Below are 15040 nucleotides of genomic sequence, written 5' to 3' on the forward strand. Positions count from 1 at the left end.
TAATTCTTTTAAGTCCTTTTGCTGATATGAACCTTTATTTCAGCAGTTCAAAAACCTTCTTATAAAATTATCGAGGTAATACATAAAATTCCGGCGATTTTTCCGGAGCCTTTTTCATTTCGCCCCCAAAAGTACTATAGATTACCAGCCATGAAGATAGGAATTATCGGGGGAGGTTTGACCGGTCTTGTCGCAGCCCATGCACTTGCAGGGGAGCATGAGGTCGAACTCTTCGAAAAACTGCCCTATCTCGGGGGTTGTCTCTCATCCTACAATATGAACGATTACTGGATTGAGCGATATTACCACCATTGTTTCTCTTCTGACACGACCCTGTTTTCGCTTCTGAAAGAGACCGGTCTTTTTAAAAAACTGGAATGGATGAATGGGACAACGGGATATTTTGCCAGGAACCGCATCTTTCCATTAAACAAACCGTTAGAGATCCTTGCCTACCCGGAACTCACTCTCATCGATAAAGCAAAACTGGCATGGCTTACCCTGAGTGCAAAGAAGACCGATCTCACAAAACTCGATGATATCCCCGCGGACCAGTACATCATCGAAAACCTCGGGACAAATATCTATTCATCGTTCTTTGAACCACTCCTGAAAAGCAAATTCGGTGACCGGAGAAATGAAGTCTCTGCGGCATGGCTGATCAGCCGTATCGCCATCCGGTCAAACCGGGGCGTATCCGGAGAGCGACTGGGATACCTGAAAGGCGGATTTCACCAGATCATCGGGGCGCTTGAGTCATCCGTGACAGAAAAAGGCGGAAAGATTGAGAAACAGAGCACGTCATCGTCCCTTTCAAGGGAAGGAAAGGCATGGACACTCAACGGGAAACGGTTCGATGCCGTGATCTCAACAATCCCGCCCCACGAACTGGAACGGATCGGGGGTCCTGCTCTCCCGCATATCCCCTACCAGGGGGCAGCCTGCCTGACCCTTGCAATGGACAGTCAGGTGACGGACGGGATTTACTGGCTGAACATGAAGGACTCTGCACCTTACGGTGCAGTCGTCTCCCACACGAACTTCATCCCTGTGGAAAGATACGGTGAGCATATCGTCTACCTTGCATCCTATTTCAGCGGTACACTTCCTGCACAACTTGACGAACGAATGATCACAGACTTCTGCAGGAGGTTCTCTGTTTCCGAACGCGAGATCCACTGGCACCGGATGGCAGTGGACCCCTGGGCGGGGCCGGTATATACGACGGGATACCGTAATCTCATTCCCGGTTACGAACAAGCCGGCCTCTACATGGCAGGAATGTTCTCGCGGACAAATTATCCCGAGCGCAGCATGGAGGGCTCGGTAAAGGCAGGATATGAAGTGGCAGACTGCATCAGGAAGCAGGAGACACATGACAGGCCCTGAAGTCACCGCGATCATTCCGGTATTCAACGATCGTCCTTCCCTGGAGACTACGCTCCCTGTTTCAGTAAAGACGCTGTCCCGGATCACTCCCGCATTCGAGATCCTTGTTGCAGAAGACGGGAGTACCGATGGGAGCGCTGAATTTGTCGATGACTATCAAAAGAGGGACCCTCGCATACGTCTTCTTCACAGCGATGCACGACAGGGGAGGGGACGGGCTCTGAACCGGGCGATACGCGAAGCACAGGGATCGATTGTCTGTTACTTTGATGTTGATCTTGCAACGGATATGCAGCACCTCCCGGAACTGATCGGAGCGATCCGAGAGGGGTATGACATCTCCACCGGCTCACGGCTCCTTCCCGACAGCAACATCGTCCGAACCGGTGGCCGTGAAATTGCGAGCCGGACATACAATCTTCTCGTACGATCGCTCCTTTCCAGCAGGGTCTTCGATCACCAGTGTGGATTCAAGGCATTTCGCAGGGAACGCATCCTGCCCATCCTGCCCCTCATACGGGACAAACACTGGTTCTGGGATACCGAGATGCTTGTCCGTGCCCAGAAGGACGGCTGCCGGGTCAGGGAATTCGCCGTCCGCTGGCGTGCGGGAAAAGGGACAACGGTCAGAGTAAAGGACGTCTTTACTATGGGCGAAGCAATACTCCGGTTGTGGTGGCAGATCCATGTATCGAAAAATTAGTGCAATCGTTGTCCCGACGCTGATCGCCATCGGCATCATCGGGTATATGCTCTACAGCGTCTGGGGCCAGCTCCTCCTTGCACTCCAGCACATCATACCGGAATATCTTCTTCTCGGAATTGTAATCTGCCTTGCCGCGTGGTGGCTTCGGGGTTGGAGATATCACGCGATCCTTAAAAGTCTGAACTATAATGTCAGTGTAACGGTTTCAACGGCATGCATCTTTGTCAGCCAGAGCGTCAACGTCGTTGTCCCTGCCCGACTGGGAGATTTTGTCCGTGTCTTCATCCTGAAACATGAGTATAACACTACATATTCAGAGGGCGTTTCCTCAATCGTAGTTGAACGAGTCTTCGATATCGTCACAGTCGCTCTTCTCGGTGCAATCGCGATCTTCTTTGTGCTCAATGTGCCGGCATGGTTCACTACTTTGATCATTGTCCCGCTTGTTGCGGGCATGCTTTTCTTTATTTTCCTGCTCTTTGTCGAAAAGCCCTCATCGGAGAACAAGTACATTGTTATCATCCTCAATATGCTGCATGAGATCCGGCGTGCTTCCCTCACCCTTCGCTCCATAATTGTTCTTGGTGCATCATCCGTTGTGATCTGGCTGCTTGACATCCTTGTCTGCCTTGCCGTTGTGCTGATGTTTGAACAACAGGTTCCTTTTGCCATAGTCGTACTTGCTGTTGTAATAGGCAACCTTGTGAAAGCGGTCCCGTTAACACCCGGGGGAATGGGCACCTATGAAGCGGCTCTGACCGTGACATTCGGGCTTGCGGGTATCGATCCGGCAGTTGCACTACTGATTGCAATCATCGATCACCTGATTAAGAATCTCGTTACGCTTGCCGGGGGGGTCGTCTCTATCTACTACTTCGGAGACTGGGTAATCCCGAGCATCAAAGACGCGTTTAATACAAAGTTTGAGGGAGGGAAGAAACCTGACGGCACCTGAACAGCAGGTTATTGCCGTACTCAGCTGGCTTGTTATTCTTACCCTGCTCCAACTTTCTGTGTATCCGTCCCTGAAAAAGACCTTCGGAACATTTGCTTTTCCCGTCGCATTCCCCGCATCACTGCTCATATTTACCCTCCTGTCATGGTACTGTGGTCTTGCACGGCTCCCAATTCAGACAGCACTCATCCCGTTTCTTGGTCTTGCAACCTGGCATCTCTATCACCAGGCTTACCGGATCGATGACCTGAAAGCACAGTGGCACTGGGAGGCACTCTTCCTTATCGCCTTCTTCATCATGCTGGATGTACGGTTTGTCAACCCGACAATCTCATATGCAGAAAAGTTCATGGACCACGGGTTCCTTGCATCCGTGATCCTGAACCCGGTCGTTCCCCCGCTTGATCCATGGTTTGCCGGGGGGTTCCTGAATATCTATTACTATCTCGGGTACTGGATGCTGGGGTGCCTTGCCATTATCAGCGGCGTGCCATCCACGATCGCATTCAATCTCTCCCTTCCGACCATCTTTGCCCTATCAGCAGTAAGCCTGTACGCGATCGGGACGCTCCTGCTCGATCGTTTCCGCTGGCTCCCCCTTATCGTCCTCGTATTACCCAATCCCGCACTCATCTCCCAGTTTATTACCGGTACTGCAGTGAACCCGGCCTATGATCCGTCCCTGTCATGGCTTGGTACAAGGACCATAACAAACACCATCAACGAATACCCGCTCTTCTCATTTGTATGGGGGGATGTCCATGCCCATGTTGTATCGATCTTTAACCAGCTCTTCCTGATCTTCCTCCTCCTTTTTGTGTACCGGAGATGGGAGACTCTTGAACGTTATGCAAAGGTGATAGTGATGGCCTTCATCGCCATCAGTCTCGGTTCGATGCCACTCTTCAACACATGGGATGTGCTCATCTTTGCTCCGATTGTTCTCGTCATCGGTTTTCTCATTCTCTGGAGAAACCGCACGGATATTGATCGATCCACATGGGCGTTCCTGCTCGCGGTCCCTCCGGTGTCCATCCTCTGTTACCTGCCGTTTTACCTCCAACTCCAGACAAACACCGGTGCGGTTGCTCTTGTTCAGACACCATCCAATCCCCTTGAGTTCCTCATGGTCAACGGGATCTTTATTGCCATCTTTTTTGCCTTGCTGGTCCCGTGGATCCGAAAGAAGCCCTGGCTCCTCCTTGCAGCTCTGCCGTTTGCCGTTGCAGGGTACATCGCGGCAGCAATAGCCGTCATCCCGCTGGTATATTTTGCATTAAAAGAAGACCGGGACTTTACAGACATCCTTGCTGTTTTCGGCCTTGCAATCCTTGTCATTTGCGAACTCTTCTATATGAAAGACAATATGGGGGAGACTTACTTCCGGATGAACACGGTCTTCAAGTGCTACCTCCCCGCATGGCTGATGCTCGGTACGGCTGCATTCGTAATGATCGGGCAGTGGCTTTCTTCAGGGAACCGGGTGCCGGTCCTGTCTGCCCATAATACGGCGGTTATCTCAGTGATAGTTGTATGCCTGCTTTTCGCTGCTCCATTTTCAGTCCAGTATAACTCAGGATACGGTACGGGGACACTGGACGGACTTGCCTATCTCAACGCCACCCATCCCGGTGATGCAGGGGCGGTTGCGTACCTTCGGACACTCTCCGGCAACGAGATCCTTGTTGAAGCAGAGAATGGGGATTACTCCTACTATTCCCGGGTCTCGTCATTCACCGGCATTCCGGCAATCATCGGCCAGCCATTCCACGAATTCATGTGGAGGGGCGATGAAACCGGGTGGTTTACTGCAAGAAAAGCAGACATCCGGGACATCTATGAAACACCGGACCTGACCGTCCCGCTCATGAAAAAATACAATGCCACTCTGTTGTATGTCGGCGATGCAGAGCGCGAGCGGTACATAGTTGACCTCCCGGGTACCGGCCTCACGAAAGTATATTCAGCAGATAAGACGGATATTTACCGTCTCACGGGCTGATCTGCACTCCGCTTCTTCTATGCGTCCCGAGGGCCACCATGATACGATAACGTCGTGGCACAAACCTTTATTTCCGTTCCTGTCGAACTGATATGGCTACATCATTATTTACTGATGAGTAATGAAGGAGCATATTCTCCTGAATGAGGTGAGTTATGGCAAAAGGTTACGTTAAGACAGAGGCTCCAGAGGAGCTCCAGAACAAGGCGCTCGAAGCCCTTGAAGTTGCAAGAGATACGGGTAAGATCAAGAAGGGATCCAACGAAGCAACCAAAGCCATTGAGCGCAGCATTGCAGCGCTTGTGCTGATTGGTGCGGATGTTGAGCCCGAAGAGATCGTAATGCACCTTGCCCCTCTTTGTGAAGAGAAGAAAGTCCCTTACATCTTCATCAACAAGCAGAATGACATCGGCGCCGCAAGCGGCCTCGACGTAGGCTCTGCCGCGGCAGCAATTGTCAAGCCCGGTAAGGCAAAAGAAACGATCGATGACCTTGCCAAGCAGCTTACCGCGCTGAAGGCGTGAGGAGTCCAGCATGGCAGACGATGCAACGCCAGCCGAAGTGATCGAGGTCGTCGGTTCAACCGGCATGCACGGTGAGGCAATGCAGGTGAAGTGCCGCATCCTCGACGGCAGCAACAAGGGACGGATCATCACCCGCAACACCGTGGGACCGATCCGTGAAGGGGATATCATTATGCTTCTCGAGACCGAGCGCGAAGCGAAGAAAATGTCGAGGCGGTAAGCGATGGTAGAACAGCATGTCTGCAGTTTCTGCGGACACCAGCTCGAGCCCGGCACCGGCAAGATGTTCGTAAAGAAGGACGGGACAATCTTCTTCTTCTGCAGTGCAAAGTGCGAGAACAACCACAAGCTCGGCCGTGTACCACGCCGTGTCGAGTGGACAAACGCCGGCAGGAAAGCGGCGGGCAAGAAGGAGTGATCCTGCCATGGACCGCACCTTTGTGATGGTCAAACCCGATGGGGTCCAGCGCGGTCTTGTTGGTGTGGTTGTCTCCCGCCTTGAAGCAAAAGGGCTCAAGCTCGTTGCAGCACGGTTTGAGAAATTACCGGAGCAGCGGGTGACAGAGCACTATAAGGAACACCTTTCAAAACCCTTCTTCCCGGCGATGAAACAATACATCATGAGTGGCCCGTGCTTCCTCATGGTCTGGGAAGGCAGGAACGTGGCAGCGATCGTACGCACGGTGGTTGGCTCCACAAACCCCCAGGAAGCAGCGCCCGGAACAATTCGCGGCGACTTTGGCATCGACATTGGCAGGAATGTGATCCATGCCTCCGATTCGCCAGAGAGTGCAGCCCGGGAGATCGGCATCCACTTTAAAAACAACGAAGTATTCGATTACACGCGGATTGACGAATCCGTGTTATACGAATACTGATTTTTTTTATCCGAATCGTTCATCAGAAAAGTGAGGGGACGCTTTCGCGTTCCTTCACCTCCCCGAGATTTCAAATCTCAGGGACCATGAGGAAGAGAAGAACCCGCCAGAGTTCTTCGAAATCCGAGTGGTCATCTGACCGCGAGGATGAGAAGAATCCATCAGGATTCTTCGAAGGTCGGCTGATGCCTCCCTTCTCTTTCTCGAAGTCCTGACGGACTTCTTCGAACTTCGAATTTTAAACCACTAATCGCTATTAGCATTCTGCACCGGACTATCACATATTATATCATACAGAATTCAGAATATATCATGAAACGGGTCGGCCAGACAGAATGCCGGATGATTAACCGCATATGCACCTGCTGCTCATTGCAGTTGTTATGCGGTTCTGTATCGACAATTCGAACCTGGCGTTTCCCGATACACGGAGGATAAACAGAATGGACTGGGATCTTACATCGGTTGGTCTGGTGCTGATCGGCAGCAGTATTACAGCCGCTGGCACCATCATTGCAGCACTGCTCATGGGAATTACGGTCACTTTAGCCCCATTCCTCCTCCTGACCACGGCCGTGCTTATCGTGATGAGTGCTGTACTCATCGTCTACAAAACACCCCGAAGCCCACCTCCCATCTGATCGGGGAACCGTATGGAAGAAACGCATACTGTCCGGATATGCAGTGCCCAGATCGCCAGTGTCTGGGATGATCCTGACAGGACCCTGAAAAAGGCCGGCATTTTTGTGAGCCACGCAGCCGCATCCGGAGCTGCGCTGGTCTCGTTTCCTGAACAGTTCGCTACCGGCTGGGACCCCCATTCAGGTAGCCCTGCTGAGGATTGTAAGGGGACGGTTGTATCGGTTCTCCGGGAACTGGCAAAAGAGAACAATATCAGTATTCTGGGGTCATTCCGGGAGCAAAACGATCCCCTGCCAAAAAATACCGCGATTGTCATCGGGGGGGATGGCAGGGTCCTTGCGAAATATGCCAAAGTGCATCTCTTCAGTCCCGGCGGTGAACACGAGGGATTTTCTTCCGGTTCAGAACTCGGGATGTTCACGCTGGGCCCGTTCACCTGTGGCATAGCCATCTGTTACGACCTGCGATTCCCGGAACTCTTCCGTCTCTACGCGGAAAAGGGGGTGCAGGCGGTTTTTGTTCCCGCAGCCTGGCCAGGGAGTCGCATGAAGCACTGGGAGCTCTTCATTACGGCACGGGCCTGCGAGAACCAGATGTATGTTGTTGGCACCAATACCACGGGCGTGACGCCGGTCGAAACGTACACCGGGGGCTCGATGACAGTCGATCCCTCCGGCGCGATCCTCAACAGGGCAAACGAGGCGGAGCAACTACTCTTTTGTGATCTTGACCTGGATGTTGTCAGAAAAGTACGTTCAACCTTTCCGGTTACCAAAGATAAACGTGAAGACCTCTACCATGCATTATCCGGTAGAAAATACTGATACCGGTTAGTGTTTCCGTCTTCCTTAAAACCGCACGCCTATATGTGATCAGAAAACCAATACAAATCCATGTACCATCTCGCATGCGTCAACTGTGGAGCCACCTATCCCGCTGACGAGATCCTGTATAATTGTAAAAAATGCGGCCACCTTCTTGCCGTCAAATACCCGCTCGATGAGATTAACGTCACCCGGGCAACATGGGACAAGCGGCCCATATCAGTCTGGAGGTACAAGGAACTGCTGCCGGTGCATGGAGATCCCGTCACCCTGCAGGAAGGAGGTACTCCTCTGTATCACCTGAAAAAACTCGGCGAGGAGATGGGCATTCCCCACCTCTACGCAAAACACGAGGGGATGAACCCCTCCGGCTCGTTCAAGGACCGGGGTATGACCGTCGGCGTTTCGATGGCGCTCCAGCTCGGAAAGAAGAGCGTTGCATGCGCAAGCACCGGGAATACATCTGCCAGCCTTGCAGTCTATGCTGCAAAGGCCGGTATCCCCGCGGTTGTCCTTCTCCCTGCCGGCAAGGTGGCCGTCGGCAAGATAGCCCAGGCACTGATGCACGGTGCAAAGGTAATCTCCATACGGGGCAACTTCGACCGTGCGCTCGAGATGGTCCACGATCTCTGTCTCTCTCATGGGTTGTACTTGCTCAATTCGATCAACCCCTACCGGCTTGAGGGACAGAAGACAATCGGATTTGAAGCAGTCGACCAGTTGGGATATGTGCCAGACAGGTTCGTGTTACCCGTAGGTAACGCCGGCAATATCTCTGCGGTCTACAAGGGATTGCTGGAACTACAGGATATGGGGTTCATCGACCGGCTCCCGATGATGACCGGGATCCAGGCCCAGGGATCGAGTCCCGTGGTTCGTGCGATCCGCGAGCACCTTCCTGAAGTAGTGCCGGAACAGCAGCCCGAGACTATTGCAACAGCAATACGGATCGGTGCACCGGTCAATGCCGAAAAGGCCCTGATCGCAATCCGGAAGACCGGCGGTCTTGCCGAATCCGTGACAGATGATGAGATCCTCCGGATGCAGCGCGACCTTGCACGAAAGGAAGGCATCGGTGTTGAACCGGCATCGGCAGCTTCTGTTGCAGGTATCCGAAAACTGGCTGAAAATGATATGATCGACCGGGACGAGCGGATTGTCTGCGTTGTCACCGGCCATCTCCTGAAAGACCCTGAAACGGTGATCAAACAATGCGAACCCCCGATAGAGATCAACGCGGACCTGCCTTCACTGCTCTCTGCGCTGCACTTATAATCATCCTTGCAGCCATCCCCGTAGCAACCGCGCTGTCGGCACACTACGTAGTTCTGCCGAACGGTACAGCGTACCGTGCAGCAATCGAGGTGACAGATGTTTCGCGTTACGAGTTTGCCGATATCGGGTTCATGGGGGAGAATGTTCCGGTGGAGGTTGCAGATGTTCAACTGACCGGTAACTGTTCCCAATGCCAGTTTAACTGGAGCCGCCCGTGGGGCGCTCCTTCGAGGATTGAATTCGCGAAGGGGAATTATACGGTCTCATATACCGCACCGCTCCGCGATAACAACCTTCAGGACGTATTTACCCGTGCCTATTACGTGAACGTAACCATTCCCCATGAGTTCGATGTGCGCAACCCGCTCCTTGCGGGAATCAGTCAGGGCGCTAACATCACACGGCATGCCGATAACTCGACAACAATCCAGTGGAACAAGACTGCATCATTTAATGTCCGGTTCTATGACCCGGGGCGCGAAGAGATCCTCTGGTTTTTCCTGCAATTCATGGGTATCCTGGTACTGGTCCTTGTTGTAATTCCCTACATCCTGTCAATGAAGAAGACCGACTGATCTTTCAGTACCTTTTTTGTGCTGACGATCGACGGCTTTATTTCTGGCTTCTTCATTTTACGACAAAGTTACGGGAAAGAAATGTATATACGGCGCTATATCCAACAAAGTAGAAAAAAGAGGATTATCCATGCTTCTTGAAAACGCTGCAGTAGGAATTGTCCAGTTGATCGTCGCAATTATTTTTGCTGTCGTAGCCCTGTATATCGGTTTTGCGGTACTCAGTAAGATCACCAGGGACATTGATGCGGAGAAGGAACTTGCAAAGGGGAATGTGGCTGTTGGTATTATTGTTGCAGCGGTCTTTGTTGCCATCGCTCTTGTCGTTGAATCCGGTGTCAGCGGCCTTTCAGCAGGGATCAGCAAGGCACTCGCGGCCGGGCTCTTTTCGGTCGATGGACTGATCACAATCGGTCTCGCATTCTTCCAGCTTCTCGCCGGGATTGTTCTTGCCGTCGGCGCGATCTACCTTGCACTGAACATCCTTGACAAGCTGACCAAGGGTGTTGAGGAATTCGAGGAACTCAAAAAAGGTAACGTTGCCGTTGCGCTTGAGATGGCCGGCGTGATCGTTGCCGTAGCCTGGATCATCCAGTCCGGCGTGATCGGTATCACTGCAGCCCTTGTCTGATCATTTCTTTTTTCGTGACGGTGATCGTACCGGTTTTGATATCCCCCGGTAGCACGGGGACTCTATGAGTCGGCGTACGTTCTATCTCCATATCCCCGGTTATTTAATCGATCCGTGGAAATTATGGGGAAACGGTATGGTGAGAGAAGAGATATCGAGAAAAATGATGAAATGGGATAAAAAGAATTTACTGGTATCCAAATGATTTCATGACCACGTCGGGATTAACTGCACCAACATGGTAAACGGCACCCTCGGTGAGCTCGTTGATGATGACTTCCGCAGGTGAGAAGAGTGCCGTGTCGATCTTGTAGAAATCATAGCCGGCTTCCTTGAAGATATCATTGAACGGTTTCCCATACCCCTTGGACTTGTTGCTGGGGATCTTGTCAAGGTAGTCCTTGATCTCGGGTGCCTTCATGGTCAGGGAGATCCTGCCGTGGTAGATGGTGGCGTCGTTCGTCACACCCATGGCAAGTTTGGCACCGCGGACCGGCGGGACTGGTGCAGTTCCCATTGCAGCGATGACCTTCTTGGTATCGAACCCGAGCTCGTTGAGCTTGTAAATCGCTGTCTCGACACAGCGTCCCGATACTTGGATCGAGCCAACCATAGATGATGTCGGTGCAACGACTGCACAGACATTTGCCACATCGATATGGCACTCCTCGGCGATCTTGTTCATGACATCCGCGTTCGGGAGGTGGTCGCTCTCAAGACAGATGACTGCACAGTCGTAGTCATCCTCGTATTCGATGACTTCGAACGTGTGCTTCGGCTTGAGGGAGAGTGCCCGTGCCGGGCCGCTGCCCATCGCGAAGTAATTACCGACCTTCACGGTCCAGCCCGCCTTCTGTGCGCCAAGACAGGAGATGGATGGGAAATCGGTGTTCACATCGATGAAAGGCATCGGGATGCCCTTGATCTCGCCCATGCGGAAGTTGACTTCCCCCAGACCGCCCATGCAGATCTCGGTGAAGGCCCTGCCGGCAGCATAACCGCCGCGGACGCTCACACCACAATCGACAATACGTGCGCCATTGTCCAGTTCATGGTATGCGCAGTTGAATTCTTCGGCCAGATCTGCCAGATTGTCAAAAATTTCCAGTGCCAGTTCGTTAACACTCAGCATTAGAGAAAACCCCTGTATTATTACAGAGGGTCTGGGAATAGATAATATTTTTCAAATCGAGTATTGCGCCGAAAGATCGTCGTCAGGAAAGGTATTCCAGGACTTTGACCGGGTCATAACGGAGGGTGATAATCCGTGTCCTGCCCTTACCCTCGCGGTACTGCAGGTTGATGAGCCGCATTGCATCCAGTTTCTTGACGATCTCGTAGAACCGTGTGTATCCGATTGCCACTGATTCCTTGAACGACTTGTATACATCCCCGGCATTCATCTCGTGTTCTTTCTGGCTCCGTTCCGCGATCGATTTGAGGATCTGCCGCTCTTCACCGTGAAGGGTCTTTACAGTATAGGCCAAGTGGAGATACCGGGAGATCTCGTAGGCACCGCAGATGTCATCCCGCTCAATGCTGCGCCGGGCTGCCCGTTCCGCGGAGAGCGTTGCACGCTTGAGGAGGTCGATACCGACCCGCAGATCCCCGCTCTTCAGGGTTTGTTCGACGACAAGGCTCAAAAGCTCTTCAGATAAAACACCGGAGAACAGGCCCTGCATCACACGGGCTTTCATGATCTCCCGCACTTCCGGATCCCCATACGGGGGGAAATAGATCTCGGTGGGCCGGAAGACCGATGCAACCCGGGCATCCACAGCCCGGGTGAGGTCCACATCCATGTCGCTGATGATAACGATCACGCCAATCCGGGTGCCTTCGTAGGTCTCGTGAGAGCGGAGCAGCGTGTAGAGGACCTTGTTGATCTCGTTCTCGTAGAGGAGGTAATTTGCATCATCGAGCGCGACCAGCAGGACGATCTCTTCTTTTGTCAGGTGCCGTGCAACGGCGTCGAAAACCTGCTTGAACGATGTACCCGAAGAGGGAGGGAGGTGACCAACAAGTTTCTTGTAGATCTGGGAGATGATGGCGAACTTGGTATTGTCGATCTGGCAGTTGATGTAGACCGGCACGAGTTTCTTTGTAGTCTCCTCGATTTCATGGAAGAGCTTCCGGATACTTGTTGTCTTTCCCGTGCCGGGGAGGCCCTTGCAGACGCTGTTCATCGGCCTGCCCCCTCGGAGCCCGGGCTTGATCTGGAATGCCAGCTCGCGCATCTGGTCGTCCCGGAATTCGAACTGCTCGGGGACGTAATCGATCTCCAGTACCTCAGGGTCCCGGAACAGCGTCTCATCCCACATCAGCAGGTTCTTTTTCATCTCAATACACCTCTACGCGATCGGTATTAACTGCATTGATTATCAGTTACCGGAAAGACCGCAATTCTTTATAAAAAGTGTTTTGTTGAATGGACAAACTTATATCGCCCCGCACACGAAACAAAAAACGAGTGTCGTGCGGCAGGTGATGAAAGTTACCCCCACTGATCAATGATGACGCATGGGATCTGATGCCGCACTACTCATGAAAAGAGGAAGTCAAGGAACTCAACCGCGCTTTTCGTCCCGAAACCTCCCGACCGTGCGCTCTTCTCCGAATATTTTGTAATCCCATCTGTTCCCTTGCCCCGGACCACAAACGGTACCAGGTCACGGGTATGGGTCTTGGCGCGGATCGGTGTCGGATGGTCGGGCAGTACCGCGATAACCCCGTCAAACCCGTCCATGAGCATCCCCACGACTTCATCAACCTTCTCGATCGCCTTCACCTTCTCCTCGATACTGCCGAGGTGCCCCGCTTCATCGGGGGCCTCGATATGGATATAAACAAAATCCAGTCGTTTAATGGCATCCAGCGCATACCGGGCCTTGGCATGGTAATCCGTATCGAGATACCCGGTGGCACCCGGTACCGTGATGACCTCCATCCCGGCACAGCGGGCAATCCCGTTGAGGAGATCCACCGCAGAGATGACCCCGCCCGTCTTCCCGTACTTCTTCAGAAACAAGGGAAACGCCGGCTTCTTCCCCCCGCTCCACGGCCAGATCTGCGTTGCCGGGCGTTTGCCGTCAGCCACCCGGGCTGAGTTCAACGGGTGGTTACCAAACACGCTTTTGCTCTTCTCCATGCACCGCAGGAGCAGTTCCGCATCGCCACCCTTCGGGAGGTAGGGGGCAATGCCCTGCCCCACGATATCGTGAGGGGGCGTGGAGGTGGCGCCCTTTCCCCCGTGGACAACCAGCAGGTTCCGGTAACTGACACCGGCCTGTACCGTTACGTCGGGGATGGCAGGCTGGAGCGAAGCAAAGAGCTCCTTTCCCTCCGCACTCGATATGTGACCGCTTGAGAAATCCGCCATCGTATCATTCTCAATGGTCACGAGATTGCAGCGGTACGCAACATCTGCCGGGGCAAGATCGACTCCCATGCTCAATGCCTCAAGCGGACCGCGACCGGTATAGTACTGTTCCGGGGCATACCCGAGAACCGCCATGTTCGCGATATCGCTGCCGGCCTCGTACCCGTCAGGGATGGTCCGGAGCATCCCGCAGGCACCCTCGCGTGCCATCCGGTCCATGTTCGGGGTCTTTGCATATTCGAGCGGGGTCTTATTGCCAAGAGCCGCAATCGGCTCATCCGCCATACCATCCCCAAGAACAACGATGTACTTCATTTACTGCCCCTGGACAGCAGCCTGTGCCGCGATCCGCACACTCTCACGGGAGCCCAGTTCCGGTTGCCAGCCCAGCGCCTTGAGCCGTTCAACCGAGAGCTGCATCTTCGGCACATCGCCGACCCAGCCCAGTTCCCCACCGGTGAACCGGTAGTGCACGTTCTTTAAGCCCATGGCGTCCGTCACGATGTCCGCAATGGCCACCACGTCGATCCAGTCCTCGGAGCCGATATTGAAGGTGTTCACCGGCTGCTTCGCATGCGCTATGGCAAACTCCACGGCCCGGATACATTCCCGCACTTCAAGATAGGACTTGGTCTGTTTCCCGTTCCCGAGGATCTCCAGTTCCTTTGGATTCTCTTTGAGTTTCCGGACAAAATCCGTGATAACGCCGTGGCCGCTGCGTGAGCCGATGATATTGGCAAACCGGAACTGCCATGACCGCATCCCAAACGAGTGGCAGTAGGCCGAGATGAGCGCCTCGCAGGCAAGCTTACTCGCGCCATAGACCGAGACCGGCTCGAACGGCGCATAGTATTCGGGGGTCGGGATGACCGTTGCATTCCCGTACACCGTTGACGTGGAGGTGAAGACCAGTTCCGGCACGGCATGCACCCGCATTGCCTCAAGCACCCGGTACGTGGCAACGATATTGTTCCGGAAGGTCGGATCCGGGGTCATGGCGCTCTGGCGCACATCCGGATCGGCAGCAAGGTGGTATACCCGGTCCGCCCCTTTGAGTGCATCCTGCCACCCGTCAGAAAGGAGATCCGCTTTGACCAGCCGAGCCCGGCCCGATTTGAGATGCCCGACTATCGTCTCTTCGTGTCCTGCCGCAAGGGAGTCGATGACAACAACACGGTCTCCACGTGCAACAAGGGTATCCACCAGATGCGAGCCGATGAACCCGGCTCCGCCTGTCACCACATCAAACATCACTACCTA

17 protein-coding genes are annotated in these 15040 nt (G+C 53.4%); 13 read left to right on the forward strand and 4 right to left on the reverse strand.

Translation table 11 applies throughout. The annotated features are described in order from the left end of the window. Positions 1–150: 150 nt before the first annotated feature. From M0R30_RS06775 to M0R30_RS06835, 13 genes are all read left to right on the forward strand, one after another. Complete coding sequence (locus tag M0R30_RS06775) at positions 151–1389, forward strand: NAD(P)/FAD-dependent oxidoreductase (RefSeq protein ID WP_292545067.1); 1239 nt, start codon at positions 151–153, stop codon at positions 1387–1389. Next, positions 1376–2092 carry a dolichyl-phosphate beta-glucosyltransferase gene (locus M0R30_RS06780; RefSeq protein ID WP_292545069.1) on the forward strand — a complete coding sequence of 239 codons (717 nt, stop codon included), beginning with the start codon at positions 1376–1378 and terminating at the stop codon, positions 2090–2092. Before M0R30_RS06775 ends, M0R30_RS06780 begins: the two co-directional genes overlap by 14 nt. Further along, positions 2076–3050 carry a lysylphosphatidylglycerol synthase transmembrane domain-containing protein gene (locus tag M0R30_RS06785; protein WP_292545072.1) on the forward strand — a complete coding sequence of 325 codons (975 nt, stop codon included), beginning with the start codon at positions 2076–2078 and terminating at the stop codon, positions 3048–3050. The genes M0R30_RS06780 and M0R30_RS06785 overlap by 17 nt, the downstream gene beginning before the upstream one ends. After that, complete coding sequence (locus M0R30_RS06790; RefSeq protein WP_292545075.1) at positions 3019–5052, forward strand: DUF2298 domain-containing protein; 2034 nt, start codon at positions 3019–3021, stop codon at positions 5050–5052. The genes M0R30_RS06785 and M0R30_RS06790 overlap by 32 nt, the downstream gene beginning before the upstream one ends. Before the next feature lie 155 nt (positions 5053–5207). Next, the gene (gene rpl7ae / locus M0R30_RS06795) at positions 5208–5576 is read left to right on the forward strand and encodes a 50S ribosomal protein L7Ae (RefSeq protein WP_292545078.1); all 369 of its coding nucleotides are present in this window, start codon (positions 5208–5210) and stop codon (positions 5574–5576) included. A gap of 10 nt (positions 5577–5586) precedes the next feature. Continuing rightward, complete coding sequence (locus tag M0R30_RS06800; RefSeq protein ID WP_292545080.1) at positions 5587–5796, forward strand: 30S ribosomal protein S28e; 210 nt, start codon at positions 5587–5589, stop codon at positions 5794–5796. A gap of 3 nt (positions 5797–5799) precedes the next feature. Further along, the gene (locus tag M0R30_RS06805; protein ID WP_292545084.1) at positions 5800–5994 is read left to right on the forward strand and encodes a 50S ribosomal protein L24e; all 195 of its coding nucleotides are present in this window, start codon (positions 5800–5802) and stop codon (positions 5992–5994) included. A 7-nt stretch (positions 5995–6001) separates the two neighbouring features. Continuing rightward, positions 6002–6454, forward strand: a complete 453-nt coding sequence (gene ndk, locus M0R30_RS06810; RefSeq protein ID WP_292545087.1) for a nucleoside-diphosphate kinase — start codon at positions 6002–6004, stop codon at positions 6452–6454. Between the two features lie 443 nt (positions 6455–6897). Further along, positions 6898–7095, forward strand: coding sequence for a hypothetical protein (locus M0R30_RS06815; RefSeq protein WP_292545090.1), 198 nt, complete (start codon positions 6898–6900; stop codon positions 7093–7095). A 12-nt stretch (positions 7096–7107) separates the two neighbouring features. Continuing rightward, positions 7108–7920, forward strand: coding sequence for a nitrilase-related carbon-nitrogen hydrolase (locus M0R30_RS06820; RefSeq protein ID WP_292545094.1), 813 nt, complete (start codon positions 7108–7110; stop codon positions 7918–7920). Between the two features lie 69 nt (positions 7921–7989). Continuing rightward, positions 7990–9195, forward strand: a complete 1206-nt coding sequence (thrC, locus tag M0R30_RS06825; protein ID WP_292545097.1) for a threonine synthase — start codon at positions 7990–7992, stop codon at positions 9193–9195. Further along, on the forward strand, positions 9132–9770 hold the full coding sequence (locus M0R30_RS06830) for a DUF5803 family protein (protein ID WP_292545101.1): 639 nt from the start codon (positions 9132–9134) through the stop codon (positions 9768–9770). Before thrC ends, M0R30_RS06830 begins: the two co-directional genes overlap by 64 nt. A gap of 130 nt (positions 9771–9900) precedes the next feature. Next, a complete protein-coding gene (locus M0R30_RS06835; protein ID WP_292545103.1) occupies positions 9901–10401 on the forward strand; it encodes a DUF350 domain-containing protein in 501 nt (166 codons plus the stop codon). Between the two features lie 187 nt (positions 10402–10588). Here M0R30_RS06835 and mch read toward each other — a convergent pair whose 3' ends face one another. The 4 genes from mch to M0R30_RS06855 all read right to left on the reverse strand — a co-directional run bounded on the left by mch (position 10589) and on the right by M0R30_RS06855 (position 15031). After that, positions 10589–11533: a methenyltetrahydromethanopterin cyclohydrolase gene (gene mch, locus M0R30_RS06840; protein ID WP_292545106.1), complete on the reverse strand. Its 945-nt coding sequence runs from the start codon at positions 11531–11533 to the stop codon at positions 10589–10591. 82 nt (positions 11534–11615) lie between these two features. Continuing rightward, complete coding sequence (locus tag M0R30_RS06845; RefSeq protein WP_292545109.1) at positions 11616–12740, reverse strand: ORC1-type DNA replication protein; 1125 nt, start codon at positions 12738–12740, stop codon at positions 11616–11618. A 203-nt stretch (positions 12741–12943) separates the two neighbouring features. After that, positions 12944–14095, reverse strand: a complete 1152-nt coding sequence (locus M0R30_RS06850) for a cofactor-independent phosphoglycerate mutase (protein ID WP_292545112.1) — start codon at positions 14093–14095, stop codon at positions 12944–12946. After that, positions 14096–15031 (reverse strand): NAD-dependent epimerase/dehydratase family protein, encoded by a 936-nt coding sequence (locus M0R30_RS06855; RefSeq protein WP_292545113.1) that lies wholly within the window; start codon positions 15029–15031, stop codon positions 14096–14098. Positions 15032–15040 lie beyond the last annotated feature (9 nt).

Origin of the sequence: Methanoregula sp. (assembly GCF_023227875.1) — an archaeon.
Taxonomy (GTDB): Archaea; Halobacteriota; Methanomicrobia; order Methanomicrobiales; family Methanospirillaceae; genus Methanoregula.

Bases quoted from the DNA above. Each gene is read 5' to 3' on its own strand.
- M0R30_RS06775 (WP_292545067.1), top strand. From the start codon at position 151: ATGAAGATAGGAATTATCGGGGGAGGTTTGACCGGTCTTGTCGCAGCC.
- M0R30_RS06780 (WP_292545069.1), top strand. From the start codon at position 1,376: ATGACAGGCCCTGAAGTCACCGCGATCATTCCGGTATTCAACGATCGT.
- M0R30_RS06785 (WP_292545072.1), top strand. From the start codon at position 2,076: ATGTATCGAAAAATTAGTGCAATCGTTGTCCCGACGCTGATCGCCATC.
- rpl7ae (WP_292545078.1), top strand. From the start codon at position 5,208: ATGGCAAAAGGTTACGTTAAGACAGAGGCTCCAGAGGAGCTCCAGAAC.
- M0R30_RS06800 (WP_292545080.1), top strand. From the start codon at position 5,587: ATGGCAGACGATGCAACGCCAGCCGAAGTGATCGAGGTCGTCGGTTCA.
- M0R30_RS06805 (WP_292545084.1), top strand. From the start codon at position 5,800: ATGGTAGAACAGCATGTCTGCAGTTTCTGCGGACACCAGCTCGAGCCC.
- ndk (WP_292545087.1), top strand. From the start codon at position 6,002: ATGGACCGCACCTTTGTGATGGTCAAACCCGATGGGGTCCAGCGCGGT.
- M0R30_RS06815 (WP_292545090.1), top strand. From the start codon at position 6,898: ATGGACTGGGATCTTACATCGGTTGGTCTGGTGCTGATCGGCAGCAGT.
- M0R30_RS06820 (WP_292545094.1), top strand. From the start codon at position 7,108: ATGGAAGAAACGCATACTGTCCGGATATGCAGTGCCCAGATCGCCAGT.
- thrC (WP_292545097.1), top strand. From the start codon at position 7,990: ATGTACCATCTCGCATGCGTCAACTGTGGAGCCACCTATCCCGCTGAC.
- M0R30_RS06830 (WP_292545101.1), top strand. From the start codon at position 9,132: ATGCGAACCCCCGATAGAGATCAACGCGGACCTGCCTTCACTGCTCTC.
- M0R30_RS06835 (WP_292545103.1), top strand. From the start codon at position 9,901: ATGCTTCTTGAAAACGCTGCAGTAGGAATTGTCCAGTTGATCGTCGCA.
- mch (WP_292545106.1), bottom strand. From the start codon at position 11,533: ATGCTGAGTGTTAACGAACTGGCACTGGAAATTTTTGACAATCTGGCA.
- M0R30_RS06845 (WP_292545109.1), bottom strand. From the start codon at position 12,740: ATGAAAAAGAACCTGCTGATGTGGGATGAGACGCTGTTCCGGGACCCT.
- M0R30_RS06850 (WP_292545112.1), bottom strand. From the start codon at position 14,095: ATGAAGTACATCGTTGTTCTTGGGGATGGTATGGCGGATGAGCCGATT.
- M0R30_RS06855 (WP_292545113.1), bottom strand. From the start codon at position 15,031: ATGTTTGATGTGGTGACAGGCGGAGCCGGGTTCATCGGCTCGCATCTG.